The 18,081-nt window shown below is 63.1% G+C and carries 17 protein-coding genes and 1 pseudogene; 7 read left to right on the top strand and 11 right to left on the bottom strand.

Translation table 11 applies throughout. The features are described from left to right. Nucleotides 1-423 carry a GFA family protein gene (locus HMPREF9695_RS01630; protein WP_006019026.1) on the bottom strand — a complete coding sequence of 141 codons (423 nt, stop codon included), beginning with the start codon at nucleotides 421-423 and terminating at the stop codon, nucleotides 1-3. A gap of 208 nt (nucleotides 424-631) precedes the next feature. Here HMPREF9695_RS01630 and HMPREF9695_RS01625 point away from each other — a divergent pair, with 208 nt between their 5' ends. Continuing rightward, a complete protein-coding gene (locus HMPREF9695_RS01625) occupies nucleotides 632-1,834 on the top strand; it encodes an MFS transporter (protein WP_006019025.1) in 1,203 nt (400 codons plus the stop codon). Here the strand turns inward: HMPREF9695_RS01625 and HMPREF9695_RS01620 are convergent. The 5 genes from HMPREF9695_RS01620 to HMPREF9695_RS01600 form a co-directional block, all read right to left on the bottom strand. Then, the gene (locus HMPREF9695_RS01620; protein ID WP_006019024.1) at nucleotides 1,831-3,159 is read right to left on the bottom strand and encodes an NCS2 family permease; all 1,329 of its coding nucleotides are present in this window, start codon (nucleotides 3,157-3,159) and stop codon (nucleotides 1,831-1,833) included. The two genes, HMPREF9695_RS01625 and HMPREF9695_RS01620, sit on opposite strands and share 4 nt — an antisense overlap. 12 nt (nucleotides 3,160-3,171) lie before the next feature. Next, nucleotides 3,172-4,683: a glycosyltransferase family 39 protein gene (locus tag HMPREF9695_RS01615; protein ID WP_006019023.1), complete on the bottom strand. Its 1,512-nt coding sequence runs from the start codon at nucleotides 4,681-4,683 to the stop codon at nucleotides 3,172-3,174. A gap of 73 nt (nucleotides 4,684-4,756) precedes the next feature. After that, nucleotides 4,757-5,515, bottom strand: coding sequence for a ribonuclease HII (rnhB, locus tag HMPREF9695_RS01610; RefSeq protein ID WP_006019022.1), 759 nt, complete (start codon nucleotides 5,513-5,515; stop codon nucleotides 4,757-4,759). 52 nt (nucleotides 5,516-5,567) lie between these two features. Further along, entirely contained in the window at nucleotides 5,568-6,017 is a 450-nt protein-coding gene (locus HMPREF9695_RS01605; protein WP_006019021.1) for a VOC family protein, read from the bottom strand. 20 nt (nucleotides 6,018-6,037) lie between these two features. Continuing rightward, nucleotides 6,038-7,198: a PA0069 family radical SAM protein gene (locus tag HMPREF9695_RS01600; RefSeq protein ID WP_006019020.1), complete on the bottom strand. Its 1,161-nt coding sequence runs from the start codon at nucleotides 7,196-7,198 to the stop codon at nucleotides 6,038-6,040. Nucleotides 7,199-7,427: 229 nt separating this feature from the next. Between HMPREF9695_RS01600 and HMPREF9695_RS01595 the strand changes: the two genes are divergently transcribed. Next, nucleotides 7,428-8,000: a glycosyltransferase family protein gene (locus HMPREF9695_RS01595; protein ID WP_024919388.1), complete on the top strand. Its 573-nt coding sequence runs from the start codon at nucleotides 7,428-7,430 to the stop codon at nucleotides 7,998-8,000. 87 nt (nucleotides 8,001-8,087) lie between these two features. Continuing rightward, a pseudogene (locus tag HMPREF9695_RS01590) lies at nucleotides 8,088-9,025 on the top strand (bifunctional helix-turn-helix transcriptional regulator/GNAT family N-acetyltransferase). A gap of 158 nt (nucleotides 9,026-9,183) precedes the next feature. Here the strand turns inward: HMPREF9695_RS01590 and moaB are convergent. Then, nucleotides 9,184-9,735, bottom strand: a complete 552-nt coding sequence (gene moaB / locus HMPREF9695_RS01585; protein ID WP_006019016.1) for a molybdenum cofactor biosynthesis protein B — start codon at nucleotides 9,733-9,735, stop codon at nucleotides 9,184-9,186. Between the two features lie 133 nt (nucleotides 9,736-9,868). Next, complete coding sequence (ypfJ, locus tag HMPREF9695_RS01580) at nucleotides 9,869-10,804, bottom strand: KPN_02809 family neutral zinc metallopeptidase (RefSeq protein ID WP_006019015.1); 936 nt, start codon at nucleotides 10,802-10,804, stop codon at nucleotides 9,869-9,871. A gap of 377 nt (nucleotides 10,805-11,181) precedes the next feature. Here ypfJ and HMPREF9695_RS01575 point away from each other — a divergent pair, with 377 nt between their 5' ends. After that, a complete protein-coding gene (locus HMPREF9695_RS01575) occupies nucleotides 11,182-12,312 on the top strand; it encodes a site-specific DNA-methyltransferase (RefSeq protein ID WP_006019014.1) in 1,131 nt (376 codons plus the stop codon). Between the two features lie 58 nt (nucleotides 12,313-12,370). Here the strand turns inward: HMPREF9695_RS01575 and HMPREF9695_RS01570 are convergent, their stop codons facing one another. Further along, nucleotides 12,371-12,799: a nuclear transport factor 2 family protein gene (locus HMPREF9695_RS01570; protein ID WP_006019013.1), complete on the bottom strand. Its 429-nt coding sequence runs from the start codon at nucleotides 12,797-12,799 to the stop codon at nucleotides 12,371-12,373. A 92-nt stretch (nucleotides 12,800-12,891) separates the two neighbouring features. Here HMPREF9695_RS01570 and HMPREF9695_RS01565 point away from each other — a divergent pair, with 92 nt between their 5' ends. The 3 genes from HMPREF9695_RS01565 (at nucleotide 12,892) to HMPREF9695_RS01555 (ending at nucleotide 16,333) form a co-directional block, all read left to right on the top strand. Then, nucleotides 12,892-13,818, top strand: a complete 927-nt coding sequence (locus HMPREF9695_RS01565; protein WP_041711008.1) for a LysR family transcriptional regulator — start codon at nucleotides 12,892-12,894, stop codon at nucleotides 13,816-13,818. Between the two features lie 74 nt (nucleotides 13,819-13,892). After that, nucleotides 13,893-15,182, top strand: coding sequence for a flavin-dependent oxidoreductase (locus tag HMPREF9695_RS01560; RefSeq protein ID WP_006019011.1), 1,290 nt, complete (start codon nucleotides 13,893-13,895; stop codon nucleotides 15,180-15,182). After that, the gene (locus HMPREF9695_RS01555; RefSeq protein ID WP_006019010.1) at nucleotides 15,179-16,333 is read left to right on the top strand and encodes a hypothetical protein; all 1,155 of its coding nucleotides are present in this window, start codon (nucleotides 15,179-15,181) and stop codon (nucleotides 16,331-16,333) included. Before HMPREF9695_RS01560 ends, HMPREF9695_RS01555 begins: the two co-directional genes overlap by 4 nt. Nucleotides 16,334-16,405: 72 nt before the next feature. Here the strand turns inward: HMPREF9695_RS01555 and HMPREF9695_RS01550 are convergent, their stop codons facing one another. Further along, nucleotides 16,406-16,867 carry an SgcJ/EcaC family oxidoreductase gene (locus HMPREF9695_RS01550; protein ID WP_006019008.1) on the bottom strand — a complete coding sequence of 154 codons (462 nt, stop codon included), beginning with the start codon at nucleotides 16,865-16,867 and terminating at the stop codon, nucleotides 16,406-16,408. Between the two features lie 108 nt (nucleotides 16,868-16,975). Continuing rightward, a complete protein-coding gene (mutY, locus tag HMPREF9695_RS01545) occupies nucleotides 16,976-18,073 on the bottom strand; it encodes an A/G-specific adenine glycosylase (RefSeq protein WP_006019007.1) in 1,098 nt (365 codons plus the stop codon). Nucleotides 18,074-18,081: the final 8 nt, after the last annotated feature.

The raw sequence follows: 18,081 nt of genomic DNA, 5'->3' as shown, positions 1-18,081 counted from the left end.
CTATTCCGCGATCATCTCGCCGGAGCCGCCGAGTTCGGCCGGGAAGTCTTTCAACTTGGGCAAACCATCCCGCATCGGCATCACCGTCTCGGCGTAGTTCACATGCACGCCAGGGATGAACCCAAGTGTCGGGATCGTCGAAGCGAAAACGTCCACGAGGCTAATGGGCGGATGATTGGTCATCAGATGTCCGCCGCATTTCGAGCAATACTGACGCTGGCTCATTTCAGATTTCTGGAACGTCGCAACATACTCGGCTCCCGACGCGATCCGCACAGCTTCCGGCTTCCACAGGCTGAAGGCGTTGACTGGCCCGCCGGACCATGTTCGGCAGGAGTTGCAATGGCAGTAACCCATCGCCTCCGGTGACCCTGTCACCTCGAGTTTAACTGCGCCGCAAAAACAGCTTCCAAGGTGAGACATCGCTTTCTCCTTTGAACTGTTCATATCGATCACGCCAGAATGGCCGCAATACACCGAATGGGTAGCGGGCGTCCCTCGATCGCAATCCCGATCAGATGATGTCACACCACAGCCATGCAGTGGATGCTGATGACGCAGGCGACCGGTTCAGGCCATAAGCCATGGGTGCTGCGCAATTACGCAGCCGTTCGGGGCGCTTAATGTGAATATGCATACTGCGGACGCGGCAATCGACGACACGGTGGCGCGGGCGAATGTCCGCCGCCTTGCGGCCGCGCAGGCCTTGACCGGCGCGAACGCCGCTGTCGTGTTTGCGACCGGTTCGATTGTCGGCGCGCAGCTTGCGCCCAGCATTTCGCTCGCGACCCTGCCGCTGTCGATCTACACGCTCGGCCTCGCCGCTGGCACGCTGCCGACCGGCATGATCGCTCAGGCTTACGGCCGACGGGCGGCGTTCATCGCGGGCACCGGCAGCGGCGCGCTATGCGGACTCATCGCCGCCATCGCCATCCTTTACGGCTCATTTGTGCTGTTCTGCTTCGCGACGTTTCTTGGCGGTGTCTATGGCGCGGTCTCGCAATCCTATCGCTTTGCCGCGACCGACAGCGCCAGCATCGCTTACCGGCCGAAGGCGATTTCGTGGGTGATGGCCGGCGGCGTTTTCGCCGGTTTTCTCGGTCCGCAACTCGTGCAGTGGACCATGGACCTGTGGCAGCCCCACCTGTTCGCAGTGAGCTTTCTGGTTCAGGCCGTCGTCGCGCTTATCGCGATGGCGGTGCTGGCCGGTGTCAATGCGCCAAAGCCCGTCGCTGCGCAGATGACCGGAGGCCGACCGCTCACGGAGATTATCCGGAAACCCCGGTTCATCGCCGCCGTGGTCTGCGGCGCGGTCTCCTATACATGCATGAATTTCCTGATGACGTCGGCTCCGCTGGCAATGAAATTCTGCGGACTGTCGCTGAGCGATTCCAACTTCGGCATCCAGTGGCACATCGTCGCGATGTTCGGGCCGAGCTTTTTCACCGGCTCGCTGATTTCGCGCTTTGGAGCGGCGAGGGTCGCTGTCATCGGCCTGTTGCTTGAAGCCGCCGCCGCAATCATCGGCCTGTCGGGCATCACCGCGATGCATTTCTGGGTCGGGCTATTCGTCGTCGGCGTCGGCTGGAATTTCTCCTTCGTCGGTGCATCGGCGCTGATCGTCGCAACCCATGGTCCGCAGGAAGGAAAGAAGGTTCAGGCCTTCAACGACTTCATCGTGTTCGGCCTTGTGGCGATCGGTTCGTTCTCATCCGGCCAATTGCTGGCAAGCCATGGCTGGTCGATGGTCAACATCGTGGTGTTCCCGGCGGTCGCGCTGGCACTGGCAGGTCTGGCCGTCGCTGCATTCACGCAGCGGCGGGCGGCGGTCTAACCGACCGCGAATTTTACAACGAACACCAGCGCCAGCAGCATCACCGCGGGCTTCGCGTCCGAGAAGCGCCCGGCAAGAATCTTGATCACCGCATAGGTGATGAAGCCGAGCCCGATGCCGGTGGCGATGGAATAGGTCAGCGGCATCGCGATCGCGGTGACCACTGCGGGCGCGTATTCGGTCACATCGTCCCATGCCATGTCCGCAAGACCGCGTGTCATCACGCAGGCGACATAGAGCAATGCGGCGGCTGACGCATAGGCCGGCACCATGCCGGCCAGCGGCGCGAAGAACAGCGCCAGCAAAAAGAACAGCGCGACGAACACCGCCGTAAGCCCGGTGCGTCCGCCGGCGGCCACACCGGATGCGCTTTCGATGTAGCTCGTGGTGGTCGAGGTGCCGATCAGCGCGCCGAACATCGCAGCGAAGCTGTCCGCCATCAGCGCCTGCTTCATGCGCGGCAGTTTGCCGTCCTTGTCGAGAAGACCAGCCCGATGCGTCACGCCGATCAGCGTTCCGGCATTGTCGAACACGTCGATGAACAGAAAGCTGAACACCACGATCAGGAACGTCAGTTCGGTGGCGCGCGAGAAATCGAGTTGCAAAAATGTCGGCGACAGTGACGGCGGCAGCGACACCACGCCGTTGAAGCTGGTCAATCCCAGCGGCAACCCGAGCAACGATACCGCAAGAATGCCGATCAATGTGCCGCTGGCGATACCCCGCGCATTCATCGCCACGATCAGCGCAAAACCCAAAAGGCACAGCACCGGCGCGGGATGGGCGATGCCGAGCGGTCCCGCAGTGACGAGCGTCGCGGGACTGGCGATAATGATCTTGGCCTGCTCAAGCGCGATGATCGCGAGGAACAGTCCGACACCGGCGGAGATCGCGAATTTCAGGTTTCGCGGGATGGCGTCGATGACATATTCCCGCAGGCGAAAAAACGTCAGCACAAGAAAGATCACGCCCGAGCAGAACACCGCGGCCAGCGCCTGCTGCCACGTGTACTTGTAGCCGAGCACCACGGTGAACGCGAAGAACGCGTTGAGCCCCATGCCGGGCGCAAGCGCGATCGGGTAATTCGCCAGAAACGCCATCGCGAACGTGGAGACCGCTGCCGCCAGACAGGTCGCGACGAACACCGCGCCCTTGTCCATGCCGGCGTTCGCGAGGATCACCGGATTGACGAACACGATGTAGACCATGGTCAGGAATGTTGTGCACCCCGCGACGAACTCGGTGCGGACGTTCGTGCCGTTTTGGGTGAGGCCGAACCGGCGATCGACGATTGCTTCCAGTGACGTCTGCGACGGTTCGCTCATCTCGCCTCGCTGTTATCGCGGCCGCGGCCGCACAATGGCCCAGCCGATCCGCAGCAGCGGCTGACGGCCTCTGACCGTGCGCTCGAAGGCGCGCGGCACTTCCGGCACGAGACCGGGAAAACGTTTCTGGATGTCGTCGGGCGGCGTGCCCGCGGTATCGGCGGCGCGCCAGACCACCACGCCGCCGCTCTCGTTGAATCGCGCCGGCGTCATCCATGGCGTCAGCTGCGGCGTTGCATCGAGCATCACATGCGGGCGCGATGCTGCGGCGAAGCCGATCAGCGTCGCGATCTGCGGATCGCCCGCCACCGCAGCAAGCGGACGGCCGGTGCGCCGCTCAAAACTCTCGCCAAAGAAACGTCCGATCTCGCTGGCCGGCAGCGAGGTCTTGACCTCGGCGCTTCCGATCCAGGGCAAAATAAAAGTGATGCCGAGGATTGCGGCAACAGGCGCCGCCATGATGACCAGCCAGACCGAGCGCAGGAGCTGTTGCCGCCGCAGCGCGATCAGGTCGCTGGCGGCGACGACGATGGCGAGGCCGGTCAGCAGCAGCGCGATGCCGTCGCCGCCGATGATCTGATCCCGGTCGAACAGCGCGGCGATGAAACTGAGCGCGAAGGGCGGGACGAGCGCGAACACATATACATAAAGCCGCGCGAAGGGATCGAGCGGCGGACGGAAGATCAGCGGCGGATCGTCCGCCTTGCGGACGAAGTAGCGCGAATTGGCGATGAGCAGCAGTGCCACACCGGAGAGCGCGAACAGCAGTCCGGCCAGCAGTCCGGCCCATCCGAGCAGCCGGTCCTGCAACTGCGCCACCGCCGGCAATGACGGCAACACCGTCACGTCCGCGCGCAGCACCCACACCAGATATGGCAGCACCACCACGAACACCACGACGGCCGCATAAAGCGGATCGGTCGAGAGCAGCGCACGCCTGCCCTTCTGCGTCGCCAGCACAAAGACGGCCAGCAGTACCAGCAGCGGCAGCGCCGCCGAGGTGGTCAGGATCAGCAAACCGATCTCGACCGGCAGCATGAACCACGCCCTGCGCCGCCCCTGCCCGACGATCTGCCAGGTATGAAGCAGCGTCAGCGCCCAGAGCGGCCGGGCCAGGATCAGCGGGCCGAACTCGGCGCCGGGAAAGGCGAAAGCGGTGATGGTCGCCGTCAGCAGCACCGCAAGGACCGCCTGCTGCGCGCCGACGATGGCGCGGCCGAGCGCGAACAGCGCCCAGAACGTCACGATGAAGCAAAGCTGCGACAGCAGATAGACGCCGAAAATGTGATTGCCGGACAGGCGGAATGCGACATCGGCGAGCCAGAACGCCGCGGGCGCACCGAGATGGGTGCCGACCTGATACTCCCGGCCGAACGCCAGCACCGTCGCCACCTCGCCCGGCGGGCTTCCATACAGCAGCCACGGCAGGAACAGCCACAGCGCCGCCTGCGCCAGCACCACAAGCCAGAAGATCAGGCGGGGCCGCGCGCGGACCAGTTCAACGATCAGGGATGTGAAGCGCATAAAAAGTTTGAACCGGCCTCGCGAGGAACCCGTCACTGATAGAGTGCACGAAGCGATCAGGCAACCGAACCGCTCAGAGCGCCGCGATGGCCTCGTCGGACGATATGAGCATCTCGATTTGCGCGGGCGCCGGGATATCGTCCTCCCCAAAGTGCTTGCGGCGCGACGCCGCGACAGGCGCGAAAAAGCGGCGGTGATGGACCGTCGGCCCGAGCCGGTCGAGCGCTTCGAGATGGGCCGGAACGGCGTACCCCATGTGCTGCTCGAAACCGTAGCCAGGATGATCCTGCGCCAGCCGGCACATCAGCCGGTCCCGCGAGACCTTGGCGACAATGGAGGCGGCAGCGATCGACATCACAATGCCGTCGCCGCCGATCACCGCGTCGCAGTCGCAGGATACGGCCAGCCGGTCGCGGCCATCGACAAAGACATGTTTCGGTGCCTCGGGCAGCGCACGCACCGCGCGCGCCAGCGCCCACAATGATGCACGCAGGATATTGTCGCGATCGATCCGCGACGGCGGCGCAATCGCCACCGACACCAGCGCGGTCGCGCAGATTTCCTCGAACAGTTCCTCGCGGCGCTCCCGCGTCAGGCGCTTGGAATCGTCGATGCCTTTCGGAATTCGCTTCGGATCGAGAATCACGGCGGCCGCCACCACCGGACCGGCCAGCGGTCCCCGTCCCGCCTCGTCGCAACCCGCCACCGGCCAGACGCCGCGCTTGATCAGCGCGCGCTCACGGCGAAAGGTCGGCGGCGTAACGGCAATGACACCGGTTCGCTTTGCTTTCTTTGCAGCAACTGGAACTGCGGAGGGCTTCGCTCGACTCATGCGGCTATGCTTGCGTTCTTAAAGTAGAACGCGCAACCGCTAATCCCCACTATTATTCCGGCAGATGAACACGCCTGTCATCCCCGACCTCAATGCCGGGGGCAATGACAACCTCCCAGGGATGGCCGTCGGGATCGGTGAAATATCCCGAATACCCGCCATAACCGGTGCGATGCGCGCCCTTTTGCAGCCGCGCGCCTTGAGCGACAGCGAACGCCAGCACGTCATCGACTTCGCTCTCGCTTCGGCAGTTCCACGCCAGGGTGATTCCCCGAAAGCCTGCGGGCTGCGGCTGCGCCGGCAGACCGGCATCCAGCGCCAGCTTGTCCCATGAATACAGCGACAGAACCGTCGCACCGGTGTCGAAAAACGCGACTTCTTCGCCTGTCACTTGGAGCTTTCGCTCAAAGCCCAGAGACTCGTAAAACGCGATGCTCCGGCGCATGTCGCTGACGCCGAGCGTCACGACGGTGAATCGCGCAACCGGTTTGGGGAGACTCATCACACAGCGGCCCTTTGCAGTCAGAACAGATCCAGTTGCTCGTTTGCGGGCTTGGGCCGCGCAAAGTGCGCGGTCGTCAGCTTGGAGCGCCGCTTGTTGAGGCCGAGTCTCTCGCAGGCGATCTCGAACCGCCGCCCGATCATCCAGGCCATCGGCCCGGTGCCCTTCATGCGTGTGCCCCATTGCGAGTCGTAGTCGCGGCCGTCACGCATGTCGCGGATCAGGGTGAAGACATGGCGATAGCGATCCGGATAATTCGCCATCAGCCACTCGCGGAACAAATCGCGCACTTCGAGCGGCAGCCGCAGCAAAACGTAGCTCGCTTCCTTCACGCCGGCGTGCGCTGCTGCGTCCAGAATGCGCTCCATCTCGGAATCGTTCAGCGCCGGTATGACGGGCGCGACCATCACCGTGGTCGGAATGCCGGCTTCCGATAGTTGGCGCAGCGCCTCCAGCCGCTTCGGCGGCGTCGCCGCGCGCGGCTCCATGGTGCGCGCGAGTTTCGGATCCAGCGTCGTCACCGAGATCGCAACCTTGGCGAGATTTCGTTTCGCCATCCGTGCCAGAATATCGATGTCGCGCGTCACCAGCGCGGATTTCGTGACAATGCCGACCGGATGCCCGGTGCGTTCCAGCACCTCGAGAATACCGCGCATGATTTTGTGCTCGCGCTCGATCGGCTGATACGGATCGGTATTGGTTCCGATCGCGATCATGCGCGGCTCGTAGCCCGGCGCGGACAGTTCCTTTTGGAGCAGTTCCGGGGCGTCGGGCTTGGCGAACAATTTGGACTCGAAATCGAGCCCCGGCGACAATCCCAGATAGGCGTGGGTCGGACGCGCGAAGCAATAAACGCAGCCGTGCTCGCATCCCCGGTACGGGTTGATCGAGCGGTCGAAGCCGATGTCCGGCGAGTCGTTGCGGGTGATGACCTTGCGCGCGGTATCGACCGCGACCGTGGTCTTGAAGGGAGGCAGGTCTTCGAGGCTCTGCCAGCCGTCGTCGAAGGTGACGCGCGCTTCCGCCTCATAGCGCCCGCTGACGTTGGACTGCGCGCCGCGGCCCCTGCGCCGCTGGCTGTCGATCGCCACTTCGATCTCGGCAAAGGGAGAAGGACCACCCGCCGGATCAGAGGGGGGCGTCACCGGCGGGTGTTTGAGGGCATGGGATGCATGGCTCATGGAGAGAACATAGCATCACACGAGAACAAAACAAGAACTTCAATATCGTCCCCGCACAGATTCTTTTCCCGGAGGCCGCCCTCCGGTGTGCCGCTTCGCGAGGGCTCGTTCCCGGATCGCAGCCGTTAATGAATGCCGCAAAAAGCTGCACCAGACGGGCTGTTCTGAGTGTGACAAGATGATAACGATGCCGCATCTGTCGTCCGGCGATCACGTATTTCACCAAGTCATGATCAGCGTTGTCATTCCCACCGAAGGCGTCGAGCAACCCGTTGTTGCCACCCTTGCGGCCCTGGTGCCGGGCGCCGCGGCCGGCATCATCCGGGACGTGGTGCTGGTCGATCGCTCGCAGACCGACACCATCGAGCGGGTGGCCGATGTTGCCGGATGCAATTTCCTGAAGTTCGAGGGCTCGCGCGCTGCGGCGCTCGCGGCGGGCGCCGAGCAAAGCCGGTCTCCCTGGCTACTGTTCCTGCTTCCGGGGGCCGTGCTGGATTCGGGTTGGATCGACGAGACCTCGCAGTTCATTCAGAGCGTATCCCTGAGCGGCCGCCAGCGGGCCGGCATCTTCCGCTATGCGCGCCCACCCTATGAGGACGCCACGGTGCGCGACGGGGTGAAATCGCTCGCGCGCTTTATTGCCGGCCCGTCCACCGATCAGGGTCTGCTGATTTCCCGCGATCATTATGAGCGGGTCGGCGGCTATGCTCCTGCCGCGCGCCGGGCCGAGGCCAAACTGATCTCGAAGCTCGGCCGCACCGGCCGCGCCGTGCTGCGGACCCGGATTTTCGTCGCCGCCTGATAATATTTGACTCCGTCAACTTATTAGTTGACCCCGTCAACAATCATGCCAGAATGCCCGTCACACCAGGACGAGGCATGTTGGCCGATGGACACCCTTCATGATGGCGGGAATGACGACCGGATCGCCGCAGTCCGGCGGTTCAACCGCTTCTACACCCGCAAGATCGGCGTGCTCGAACAGCATCTGCTGGAAAGCCCGTTCACCCTGACCGAGGCCCGCGTGCTGTTCGAACTGGCGCATCGCGGTGGCGCCCTCGCCAAGGAGATCGGCGCCGAACTCGGCCTCGACGCCGGTTATCTCAGCCGCATCGTTCAGGCTTTTACAGAACAGGGACTGATCACGCGCAAACCGGTTCCATCCGATCGCCGGCAGTTCGAACTCGCGCTCACCGCCAAGGGCAAGCAGGCGTTCTCCCGCCTCGAACGCGCGTCCCATGATGAAGTCAGCAAGATGATCGCGGCATTGCCGGCGGGCGGCGGGCAGCGCCTTGTCGCCGCGATGACAACGATCGAGCGGTTGCTGGATAACACAGCCACGCGACCCGAGGTGACGCTTCGCACCCACCGGCCCGGCGACATGGGCTGGGTCGTGCAGCAGCACGGCGCCCTCTACGCCCGCGAATAACAACTGGGACATTTCATTCGAGGGCCTGTGCGCGGAAATCGCCGCGCATTTCCTGAAAAATTTCGATCCCGTCCGCGAGCGCTGCTGGATCGCCGAGATCGACAGCCAGCGGGTCGGTTCGGTGTTTCTGGTGAAGCACAACCGATGACGTGGCGAAGATTCGTCTGCTGCTGATCGATCCGGCGGGACGCGGTTTCGGGATAGGCAAGCGGCTGGTCCACGAGTGCATCGCCTTCGCGCGGAGCTGCGGCTACCGCAAGATCACGTTGTGGACCCAGAGCATGCTGCTTGCCGCGCGCGGCATTTACCAGAAAGCAGGGTTCGTGCATGTCGCGACCGAACCGCACCACAGTTTCGGTCACGACCTGATCGGCGAGACATGGGAGCTTGACCTGTGATGTCCTCGCGTCGCGAACCAGCGCGGCGCATCACGCCGGATCTCATCGCGTTTCACAAGATTGACGCGAAGCGCCTTCGTCTTGCAGCACGTCGCCACGCCTTGCGCGCGGTCCTTGCGTGGCTGGTAAAAACTCTCAGCCGACGATAGTTGCCGGTCCTACTTCGCCTTGCCGCGCTTTAAGTGCTCGTCCAGCCGCGGCATGATCTCCACGAAATTACACGGCCTGGTGCGGTAATCGAGCTGTGCCGCGAGAATGCCGTCCCAGCCATCGCGGCAGGCGCCGGGCGAACCCGGCAGACAGAAGATGAACGTCGCACCGGCAACACCTGCGGTGGCGCGGCTTTGAATCGTCGAGGTGCCGATCTTGGCGTGGCTCAGCATGTGAAACGCAATCGAGAAACCATCCATCCGCTTCTCGAACAGCGGCTCGACCGCTTCCGGCGTCACGTCACGGCCGGTGAAACCGGTGCCGCCGGTCGTGATGACCACATCGACGCCGGGATCGGCGATCCATGCCTTCAGTTTCGCGCGGATCTCCTCGACGTCATCGGTGACGATGTCACGCGCGGCAAGACGATGGCCGGCCGCCGTCAGCCGGTCCGCCAGCGTCGTCCCCGATTTATCGTCGGCGAGCGCGCGCGTATCGGACACGGTCAGCACCGCGATATTGAGCGGGATGAACTGCTGAGTTTCATTGATTGAGGACATCGCGTTTCTATTCCTTGAGCCGTCACCCTGAGGTGCGAGGCGATTCCTGCGCCGAGCCTCGAAGGGCGACGGCACGCTGTCATCCTTCGAGGCTCGCCAAGGGCTCGCACCTCAGGATGACGAATCCTGCCAACTAGAGCTGAACACCGGGCGCGAACGTGTTGCAGGCCTGCACGCTGCCCTGCTGGTAGCCGGTCATGAACCAGCGCTTGCGCTGCGCGGCCGATCCGTGCGTGAACGAGTCGGGCACGACGCGGCCCTGGGCCTGCCGTTGCAGCGTATCGTCGCCGATCGCAGACGCGGTCTGCAACGCAGCATCGATGTCGCCTGCTTCGAGGAAGCCCGGCCGCTTCTTCTCCTCGCGGTTGACCCACACACCCGAGAGGCAATCCGCCTGCAATTCGACGCGGACCTGAATCGCGTTCGCTTCCGCCTTGCTGCCCGCGCGCTCCTGCATCTGGCGCGCCTTGTCCAGGATGCCGAGCAGGTTCTGGATATGGTGGCCGGCTTCATGCGCGATGATATAGGCCGCGGTGAACTTGCACGCATTGCCGGAGCAGCCGCGGAACCGGGTCTCGACCTCGCGGAAGAATCCGGTGTCGAGGAAAATCTGTTTGTCGGGCGGACAATAGAACGGGCCCATGGCCGACTGCGCCATGCCGCAGCGGCCGCCATTGGTGGCATTGCGGAACAGGACGATACGCGGACCGCGGTAGGTCTGGCCGCTGGCCGAGAAGATTTCGCTCCACCGGTCGTCGATTTCGCCCAGCACGCCGGCGATCATGCTGCCCATCTCGTCCGTCGGGGCTCCGGCCTTCGGCGGGCTGCTGGTGCGGCGGTCGGTCTGATAGGTGGGAGCCTGCTGGCCGCCGGTGAGAATTTCCGCGCCGCCGATCAGGATGCGCGGATCGATTCCCACAGCCCAGCCGATCAGGCCGAGCACAATGACGGTGCCGATGCCCAGTCCGCCGCCTCCACCCATCGGGAATCCGAAACCGCCGCCACCGCCCCCGCTATCGTCGCGGCGATCGTCGATATTGTCGCTGCGGCGAAAGTCATCGTAACGCATCGGAAATCTCCTCAACCGGCAAGCGCGTCATGGCGACACGCAACGGAGCCGCAAAGTATCTGTTAACGATTCATACCGCGCCCGGCAAAAATTGCCTAGTGCGGCATTTCGATGTGTTTCCACTCCGTGACATGAATGCGGGCTGAATTCCGCGGTGAAACACGCGCTGCACCGGCAATTCCAGCCGTTGACTGCGTTGCAGCGGCGCATGTGCGTCTTGCAATTCGCGATGCGCGCGACGCTTCGGAATCAATTTCGAATTCGTCACAAACCTTTTTGCGATTAAGCCGATTTTTACCTTGGGCATTCATGGTGATGACAGTCGGATTTGTTGGTCCCGCGTCGCCGACTGCGTCGCCTGAGTCAGGTTTTGAGTCATGGTAGTGTCGCGTCGCGGGGCGTCTGCAAAGGCGCCCCGCACTCAATTTGAAATGCCCAGTTCGCATATCGTCGTCGGCGATTGCGTCGCCGAGATGTCAAAGATGCAGGCCGGCTCGGTCGACCTGATCTTCGCAGATCCTCCGTACAATCTGCAATTGAAGGGCGATCTCAAGCGCCCCGACGAATCGCATGTCGATGCGGTCAACAACGACTGGGACAAGTTTTCCTCCTTCGCCGCCTACGACGACTTCACGCGGGCGTGGCTGCTTGCGGCCCGCCGCATCATGAAACCGTCAGCGACGATCTGGGTGATCGGCTCCTATCACAACATTTTCCGCGTCGGCGCGATCATGCAGGACCTCGGCTTCTGGGTTCTCAATGACATCGTGTGGCGCAAGACCAATCCGATGCCGAATTTCCGCGGCCGCCGCTTCACCAACGCCCACGAGACGATGATCTGGGCGGCGCGCGACGAGAACGCCAAGGGCTACACCTTCAATTACGAAGCGCTGAAGGCGGCCAACGAGGACGTGCAGGCGCGTTCCGACTGGCTGATCCCGCTTTGCACCGGCGACGAACGCCTCAAGGGGGGCGACGGCAAGAAAGTTCATCCGACGCAGAAGCCGGAAGGTCTGCTGGCGCGCGTGCTGCTCTCGTCATCGAAGCCCGGCGACCTCGTGGTCGATCCTTTCAACGGCACCGGCACCACCGGCGCTGTCGCCAAGCGCCTCGGCCGCCGCTATGTCGGCTTCGAGCGCGATCAGACCTATGCAACGGCCGCCGAAGCGCGCATCGCCGCCATCGAGCCGCTGCCGGAAGCAACACTGGCTCCGTTCATGACTGCGCGCGGTGCACCGCGTGTCGCGTTCTCCGAACTGGTCGAGCGCGGCATGATCGTGCCCGGCACCAAGCTGGTCGATTCCAAGAAGAAGCACGCCGCCCTGGTGCGCGCCGACGGCGCCATCATGCTCGGCGACAAGGTCGGCTCGATCCACCGCATGGGCGCGCTGGCTCAGGGAGCCGAAGCCTGCAACGGCTGGTCGTTCTGGCACGTCGAGACCAAGAAGGGTCTCAAGCTGATCGACGAACTGCGCGCCGAAATCCGCAGCGAGATGGCGGCGGGCTGAGGTTCTGGAATTCTGGATATTGCGCCGCGCCGGCAACATCGGCGCGGCGTTTTGCATATCAGACAGCCGCCCGTAGTTGCGATTTCGGAAACGGACCGAGCACCCGCTCGACCAGAGCCGTGTCACAATACTCCTTGATCTGCGTGATCCTGCCGTTCTGAACACGCCAGACCATGCAGTATTCGTTGTCGTAGCGATCGCCTGATTTTGTGACATTGTCGCCCTTTGCCTCGACCACGACGGTGTCGCCTTCGGCGATGAAGTTGAACGCCAGCGTACGCGGGCGATCCGCCAGCAAGGCTCGCAAATGCGCGAACAGGCCGTTCGTGATGGCATCCTTGCCCTTGAAGCTGCCCGACCACGAGCACTGGCCGGTCTGCACCCACACCGCATCGTCCGCGAGATGATCGATGAAGGTCGTCCCGCTGCGGCTCGCGCTGTCGGTGAAAATCTGCTGGATCAGTTTCTTGTTGGCTTCGGCACTCATCGGTTCCATCCTTTGCTTGAGTTGATGGAGGGATGATGGGCCTGGCATCGGTATTCTTCCAATCGATGCTTCGTATAGTGTATATTCGCCAGATGAATTTAGCCTCGCTCGATCTCAACCTGCTGGTCGCTCTCGACGCGCTGCTGCTCGAGGCCAATGTCGGCCGCGCGGCGATGCGGATCGGCCTGTCGCAGCCGGCGGCCAGCCACGCGCTGCGGCGGCTGCGCGATGTGCTCGGCGATCCGCTGCTGGTGCGTACCGGTGCACGGATGGAACTGACGCCGCGCGCGCAGGCGCTGCGTGCGCCGCTGGCGCAGGCACTGGACCAGGTGCGCGGCCTGTTCATGCCGGACGAGTTCGATGCCGCGCGCAGCGAGCGGCGCTTTCGCCTGATGATGCCGGACCTCGCCGTCGAGTTACTGATGCCGCCGCTGATGAAGAAACTGGATGCTGTGGCGCCCGGTGTGCGGATCGACGTGGTGCCGTGGCGCGGGCCCGCGATCTTCACCGCGGAATTCGCCCGCACCATCGACATGGTGATCAGCATCGGCGACGCCTTCAAGGGATTTCACCGGCAACTGCTTTGCACCGACTCCGATGCGCTGGCGGTGCGGCGCGGACATCCTGCGGGCGCGCGATTGAAGAACAAGGAGACGTTCTTCAAGGCGCGGCATGTCGCAGTCATCATTCGCGGGCAGAGCGAGGACCTGATCGACACCTGGCTGCGCAGCAAAGGCCAGGAGCGGCGGATCGCGCTTGTGGTCCCGAGCTATATCGAAGCGCTGCATGTCGCCGCGCGCACCGACCTCGTCGCCTTCGTGCCGCGGCGTCTGATCGCCGCGCTGTCAAAGCAACTGTCGCTGACGACGGTCGCGCCGCCGCTCGATCCGGGGATCGACGAACAATTCATGTTCTATCCGACACGCGCGCAGATGGACCCCGGTTCGATCTGGCTGCGAACCATTATGCTCGGAATAGGAAAAAGTTTAGGGCGGATTGATGGAAAGGCCCCGCGTTAGTCCCATACTTTTTTTCGCAGTTGCACGCTCATCGTGTCCCATGTCATGACGCAGGTCAGTCACAGGAGCTTATCATGACGGTTCTTATCGCGGGGGGCGGGATCGGCGGGCTGACGCTCGCACTGAGCCTTCACCAGATCGGTATTCCGTGCCGCGTGTTTGAAAGCGTGCCGGAACTGAAGCCGCTCGGCGTCGGCATCAATGTGCTGCCGCATGCAGTGCGCGAACTGATCGAACTCGGCCTGCTCGACAAGCTCGATGCCGCCGGCGTCAGGACGAAGGAACTGTCGTACTTCTCCAAGCATGGAAAGCCGATCTGGAGCGAACCGCGCGGGATAGAGGCCGGATACAAGTGGCCGCAGTTCTCGATCCATCGCGGCACGCTGCACCAGATCCTGCTCGACACCGTGGTTGAGCGTCTCGGCGCGGACAATCTGCTCAACAGTCATCATGTCACGAGCTTCACCGACTCGCCCGAAGGCGTATCGGCGAATTTCATCGACAAGGCCACCGGCAAGGATGCCGGTACCTACGATGGCTCGCTGCTGATCGCCGCCGACGGCATTCACTCCGCTATTCGCGCCAGGCTCTATCCCGACGAAGGCCCGCCGATCTGGAACGGCCGCATTCTCTGGCGCGGCATCACCGAGAGCGACGCGTTTCTCTCCGGCCGCACCATGATCATGGCAGGCCACGAGGTTCTGAAGTTCGTCTGCTATCCGATCTCGAATGCGCCGCTGCCGAACGGCAAATTCCGCATCAACTGGATCGCCGAACGGCTGCTGCCGCCGACTTACTCGTGGCGTCGCGAGGACTACAACCGCGCAGCCAAGCTCGACGAATTCCTGCCCTGGTTCGAGGACTGGACGTTCGACTGGCTCGACGTGCCCGGCCTGATCCGCAATTGCGCGCACGCTTACGAATATCCGCTGGTGGACCGCGACCCGATCGACCGCTGGACCTTTGGCAACATCACGCTGATGGGCGACGCCGCACATCCCATGTATCCGATCGGCTCCAACGGCGCGTCGCAGGCCATTCTCGACGCCCGCGTGCTGACCCGGGAAATCCTCAAGCACGGCGAAACCGCAACCGCGCTTCAGGCTTATGAAGCCGAGCGCCGTCCCGCGACCACCGAACTCGTCAAGCTCAACCGCCGCAACGGCCCTGAGCAGGTGATGCAACTGGTCGAGGAGCGCGCGCCCAACGGCTTCAATGTCGTGACCGAGGTCATGTCGCAGCAGGAACTTGAAGACGTTGCCAACACCTACAAGCGCGTCGCGGGCTTTCAGGTCGACGCACTCAACGCCAAGCCGCCGATCGTGCCGAAACCCGAGACATCGTTCCTGTCGAGCGCCGGATGAATCAGGGGGCGCGGCAGGTTCCCGGGATCAGCCGCGCTTTCATCCACTGGCGGCGGCTGGTTGCGATCAACGCCGCGATCATCATCGGTTACGCGATCTACAAGATCGTCCATGACGTCCCCGATATGGAGTATGTCCATCTCCTGGTCGGCTATCATTTCGGTTTCACCAAGCGCGCGCTGATCGGCGCAATCGTCTCGCTCGGCGCCGACCGGGTCCCGCCATGGCTGGTCTACGTGCTCGGCGGCACAGCGCTGCTTGCGACCGCCGGGCTCTATCTGCTCCTGTTTAAAAAGACATTCGGCTTTTCGCAGGCGAGCGCGCCGCTGCTCGTCTTCATCATGGGCTCGCCGTTCTTCCTGAAGAACTTCGTCAAGACCATCGGCTATTTCGACATCTACGGATGCATGTTCGCGATCGTGATGCTGCTGATCCCGGCGCGCTCGATCGCCTTTGTCGTCCTGGCGGCATGCGGCTCGATTGCGCTCATCCTGATTCACCACATCCATATGCTGCTTTATGTTCCGGCCATCGCCGCGGTTGTCGTGATCCGGTATTATTGCAACGGCCATCCATCAAAGCCCGACATCGCGGTGGGCGCTGCGATGGCGGGACTTGTGTCGGCGGTTTTCGTCGCCGTTCAGATCTACGGCAACGTCCCGGTGTCCCAGGCAGAGTTTTCGCAATTTCTGCGCAGCCGGATGGGCAACGGCGGCGCCGCAACCGACGCGCTGTCGTTTGCCTACATCTGGTTCAGGACATTGCCTGATGAGATCAGCGAGACGTGGAAGACCATGCCGACAAATCTGTCGACCGCATGGGCGTATCCGATCCTGATCGCGCTCCATGCGCCGCTAATCAGATACTTCCGCGACTCGATCCGCGCGCTGGCATCACCTCATCACCGCCGCGTGGTGCTGGCTGCGCTGGTGCTGATCAGTCTCGGCTATCTCGTGATCTGTGTGACGGTGTTCGATTACGCGCGCTGGGTTTCGAGCTGGGCGGTGTGCATGATGCTGATGCTGCATGCGGTCAAGCAGTTGCCCGCCAGCGGTCCGGTCGCGCTGATTGCAGAAGACGACAAGCGCGCGCTTGCCTGCGCCATCGTTCTGACCGCGATTCCGCGCGTGGGAATTATCCGGCCTTTCTGACGCGGGGCGGCTTGTCCGGCGGATCAAACGTGAGCATCACGTTTATCGCAAGCATGCACGACTCTGGCAGCGTCATTGCGGCTTCGGTCGCGGCGATGAGTGCTGGTGCGCAATACGCCATTGGCCGCCGCTATCGACAACAACGAGGCTGTAGCGCGCCGGAGCTGAAAAACTCTGGCCGTCGGCTCTGGTGCCCGAAAATTCGTAAATCCCGGCAAGAACAAAGGCACTGTCTGAAAGTTTCGTTACCGTCGGCGCATCGACAAGCTTCACCTGCGTGCGATTTTTTGCGCTCGCGGCGAAATAGGCCTTCAACGGCTCAGGGCCCGACGAAATCGAAGGGCTCAGCGTACCAAACAGCGTCGCCTCGGTCGTGTACATCCTGACGATGTCATCCACCTCACCCGCGTTGAATGCCTTTTCCCATTTCGTGACAACGCCCGCCGCATCTTCCGCTGGCCCCGCCGACGCGAAATGAGATCCAAGAATGAAAAAATAAAAACATGCCGCTAACTTTAATGACAACTGGCGCATTTGTTCCTCGTCCTATGTTGCGGGAAACGAGCAGGGCCGGCTCACGGAGCCTGCCAAATAACACACGAGTGTAAAGCCACAAAATGACAATTGCGATTCAGGAACCGGCTAATCGCCCAATCCGTGCGCGATTACCTTGCGCATCACGTTCGGCAGCGCCTCATCCTTCAGCGTCGCGACCGGCACCCAGCGCATGCCCTGTGGTGCGCGGGTGCGTGCGGCAACGCTCGCGGTGTAGACCACAAGCTCGAGCGGGAAATGCGTGAACACATGCGTCACCACGCCCGCCTTGCGATGCCAGCGCGGCACATTGATCGCCGGAGCCTGTTCGCGCGCATCCCTGTCGTCATGACCGGCCAGCCATTCGGAGGTCGGCACTTCCGTCATGCCGCCGAGCAGTCCTTTTTCCGGCCGCGTGCGAACCAGCAGTTCGTCGCTGCGCGTCACCACGAACGCCGCCCCTCGCCGCAGCGTGCCGGTCTTCTTCGGGGCCTTGCGCGGAAACGTCTCCTGATCGCCGCGCTCGCGCGCGGCGCAGTTGTCGTTGAGAGGACAGAGCGCGCAGGCGGGCTTCTTCGGCGTGCAGATGGTGGCTCCGAGATCCATCAGCGCCTGCGCGCTGTCGCCCGCGCGTGAATCCCAGAGAAGCGTCGCAGCCAGTTCCTGAATTCGCGGCTTCGATTTCGGCAGCGGCTCCTCCACCGCGAACAGCCGCGACACCACGCGCTCGATATTGCCGTCCACCGGCATGGTCTGACGGTCGAACGCGATCGCGGCAATCGCAGCCGCCGTGTAGGGCCCGACGCCCGGCAGTGTGCGCAGGCCTTCTTCGGTATCGGGAAATGCGCCGCCATGGTCGCGCAGCACCGTGACGGCGCAGGCGTGAAGGTTGCGCGCGCGGGAGTAGTAGCCAAGCCCCGCCCACATTCTCAAAACATCATCGAGCGAGGCCGCGCCGAGCGCCGCCACCGTCGGCCAGCGCGCGGTGAATTTCTCGAAATATGGCCCGACCGCTTTCACGGTGGTTTGCTGCAACATGATTTCCGACAGCCACACGCGGTAGGGATCGCTGGCGCGGCCCGGCAGTGCGCGCCACGGCAGTTGCCGCCGATGGCGGTCGTACCAGGCAAGCAACAGCGCCGGGCGATCGGCTTCAGCACTGTCCTGAGATTTCTTCCGCCGCGCGGCAGCGCCTGATAAGGTCATGGGACAAT

Origin of the sequence: Afipia broomeae ATCC 49717 (genome assembly GCF_000314675.2) — a bacterium.
GTDB classification, from domain to species: Bacteria; Pseudomonadota; Alphaproteobacteria; order Rhizobiales; family Xanthobacteraceae; genus Afipia; species Afipia broomeae.
This window is presented reverse-complemented; position numbering and strand designations above follow the sequence as displayed.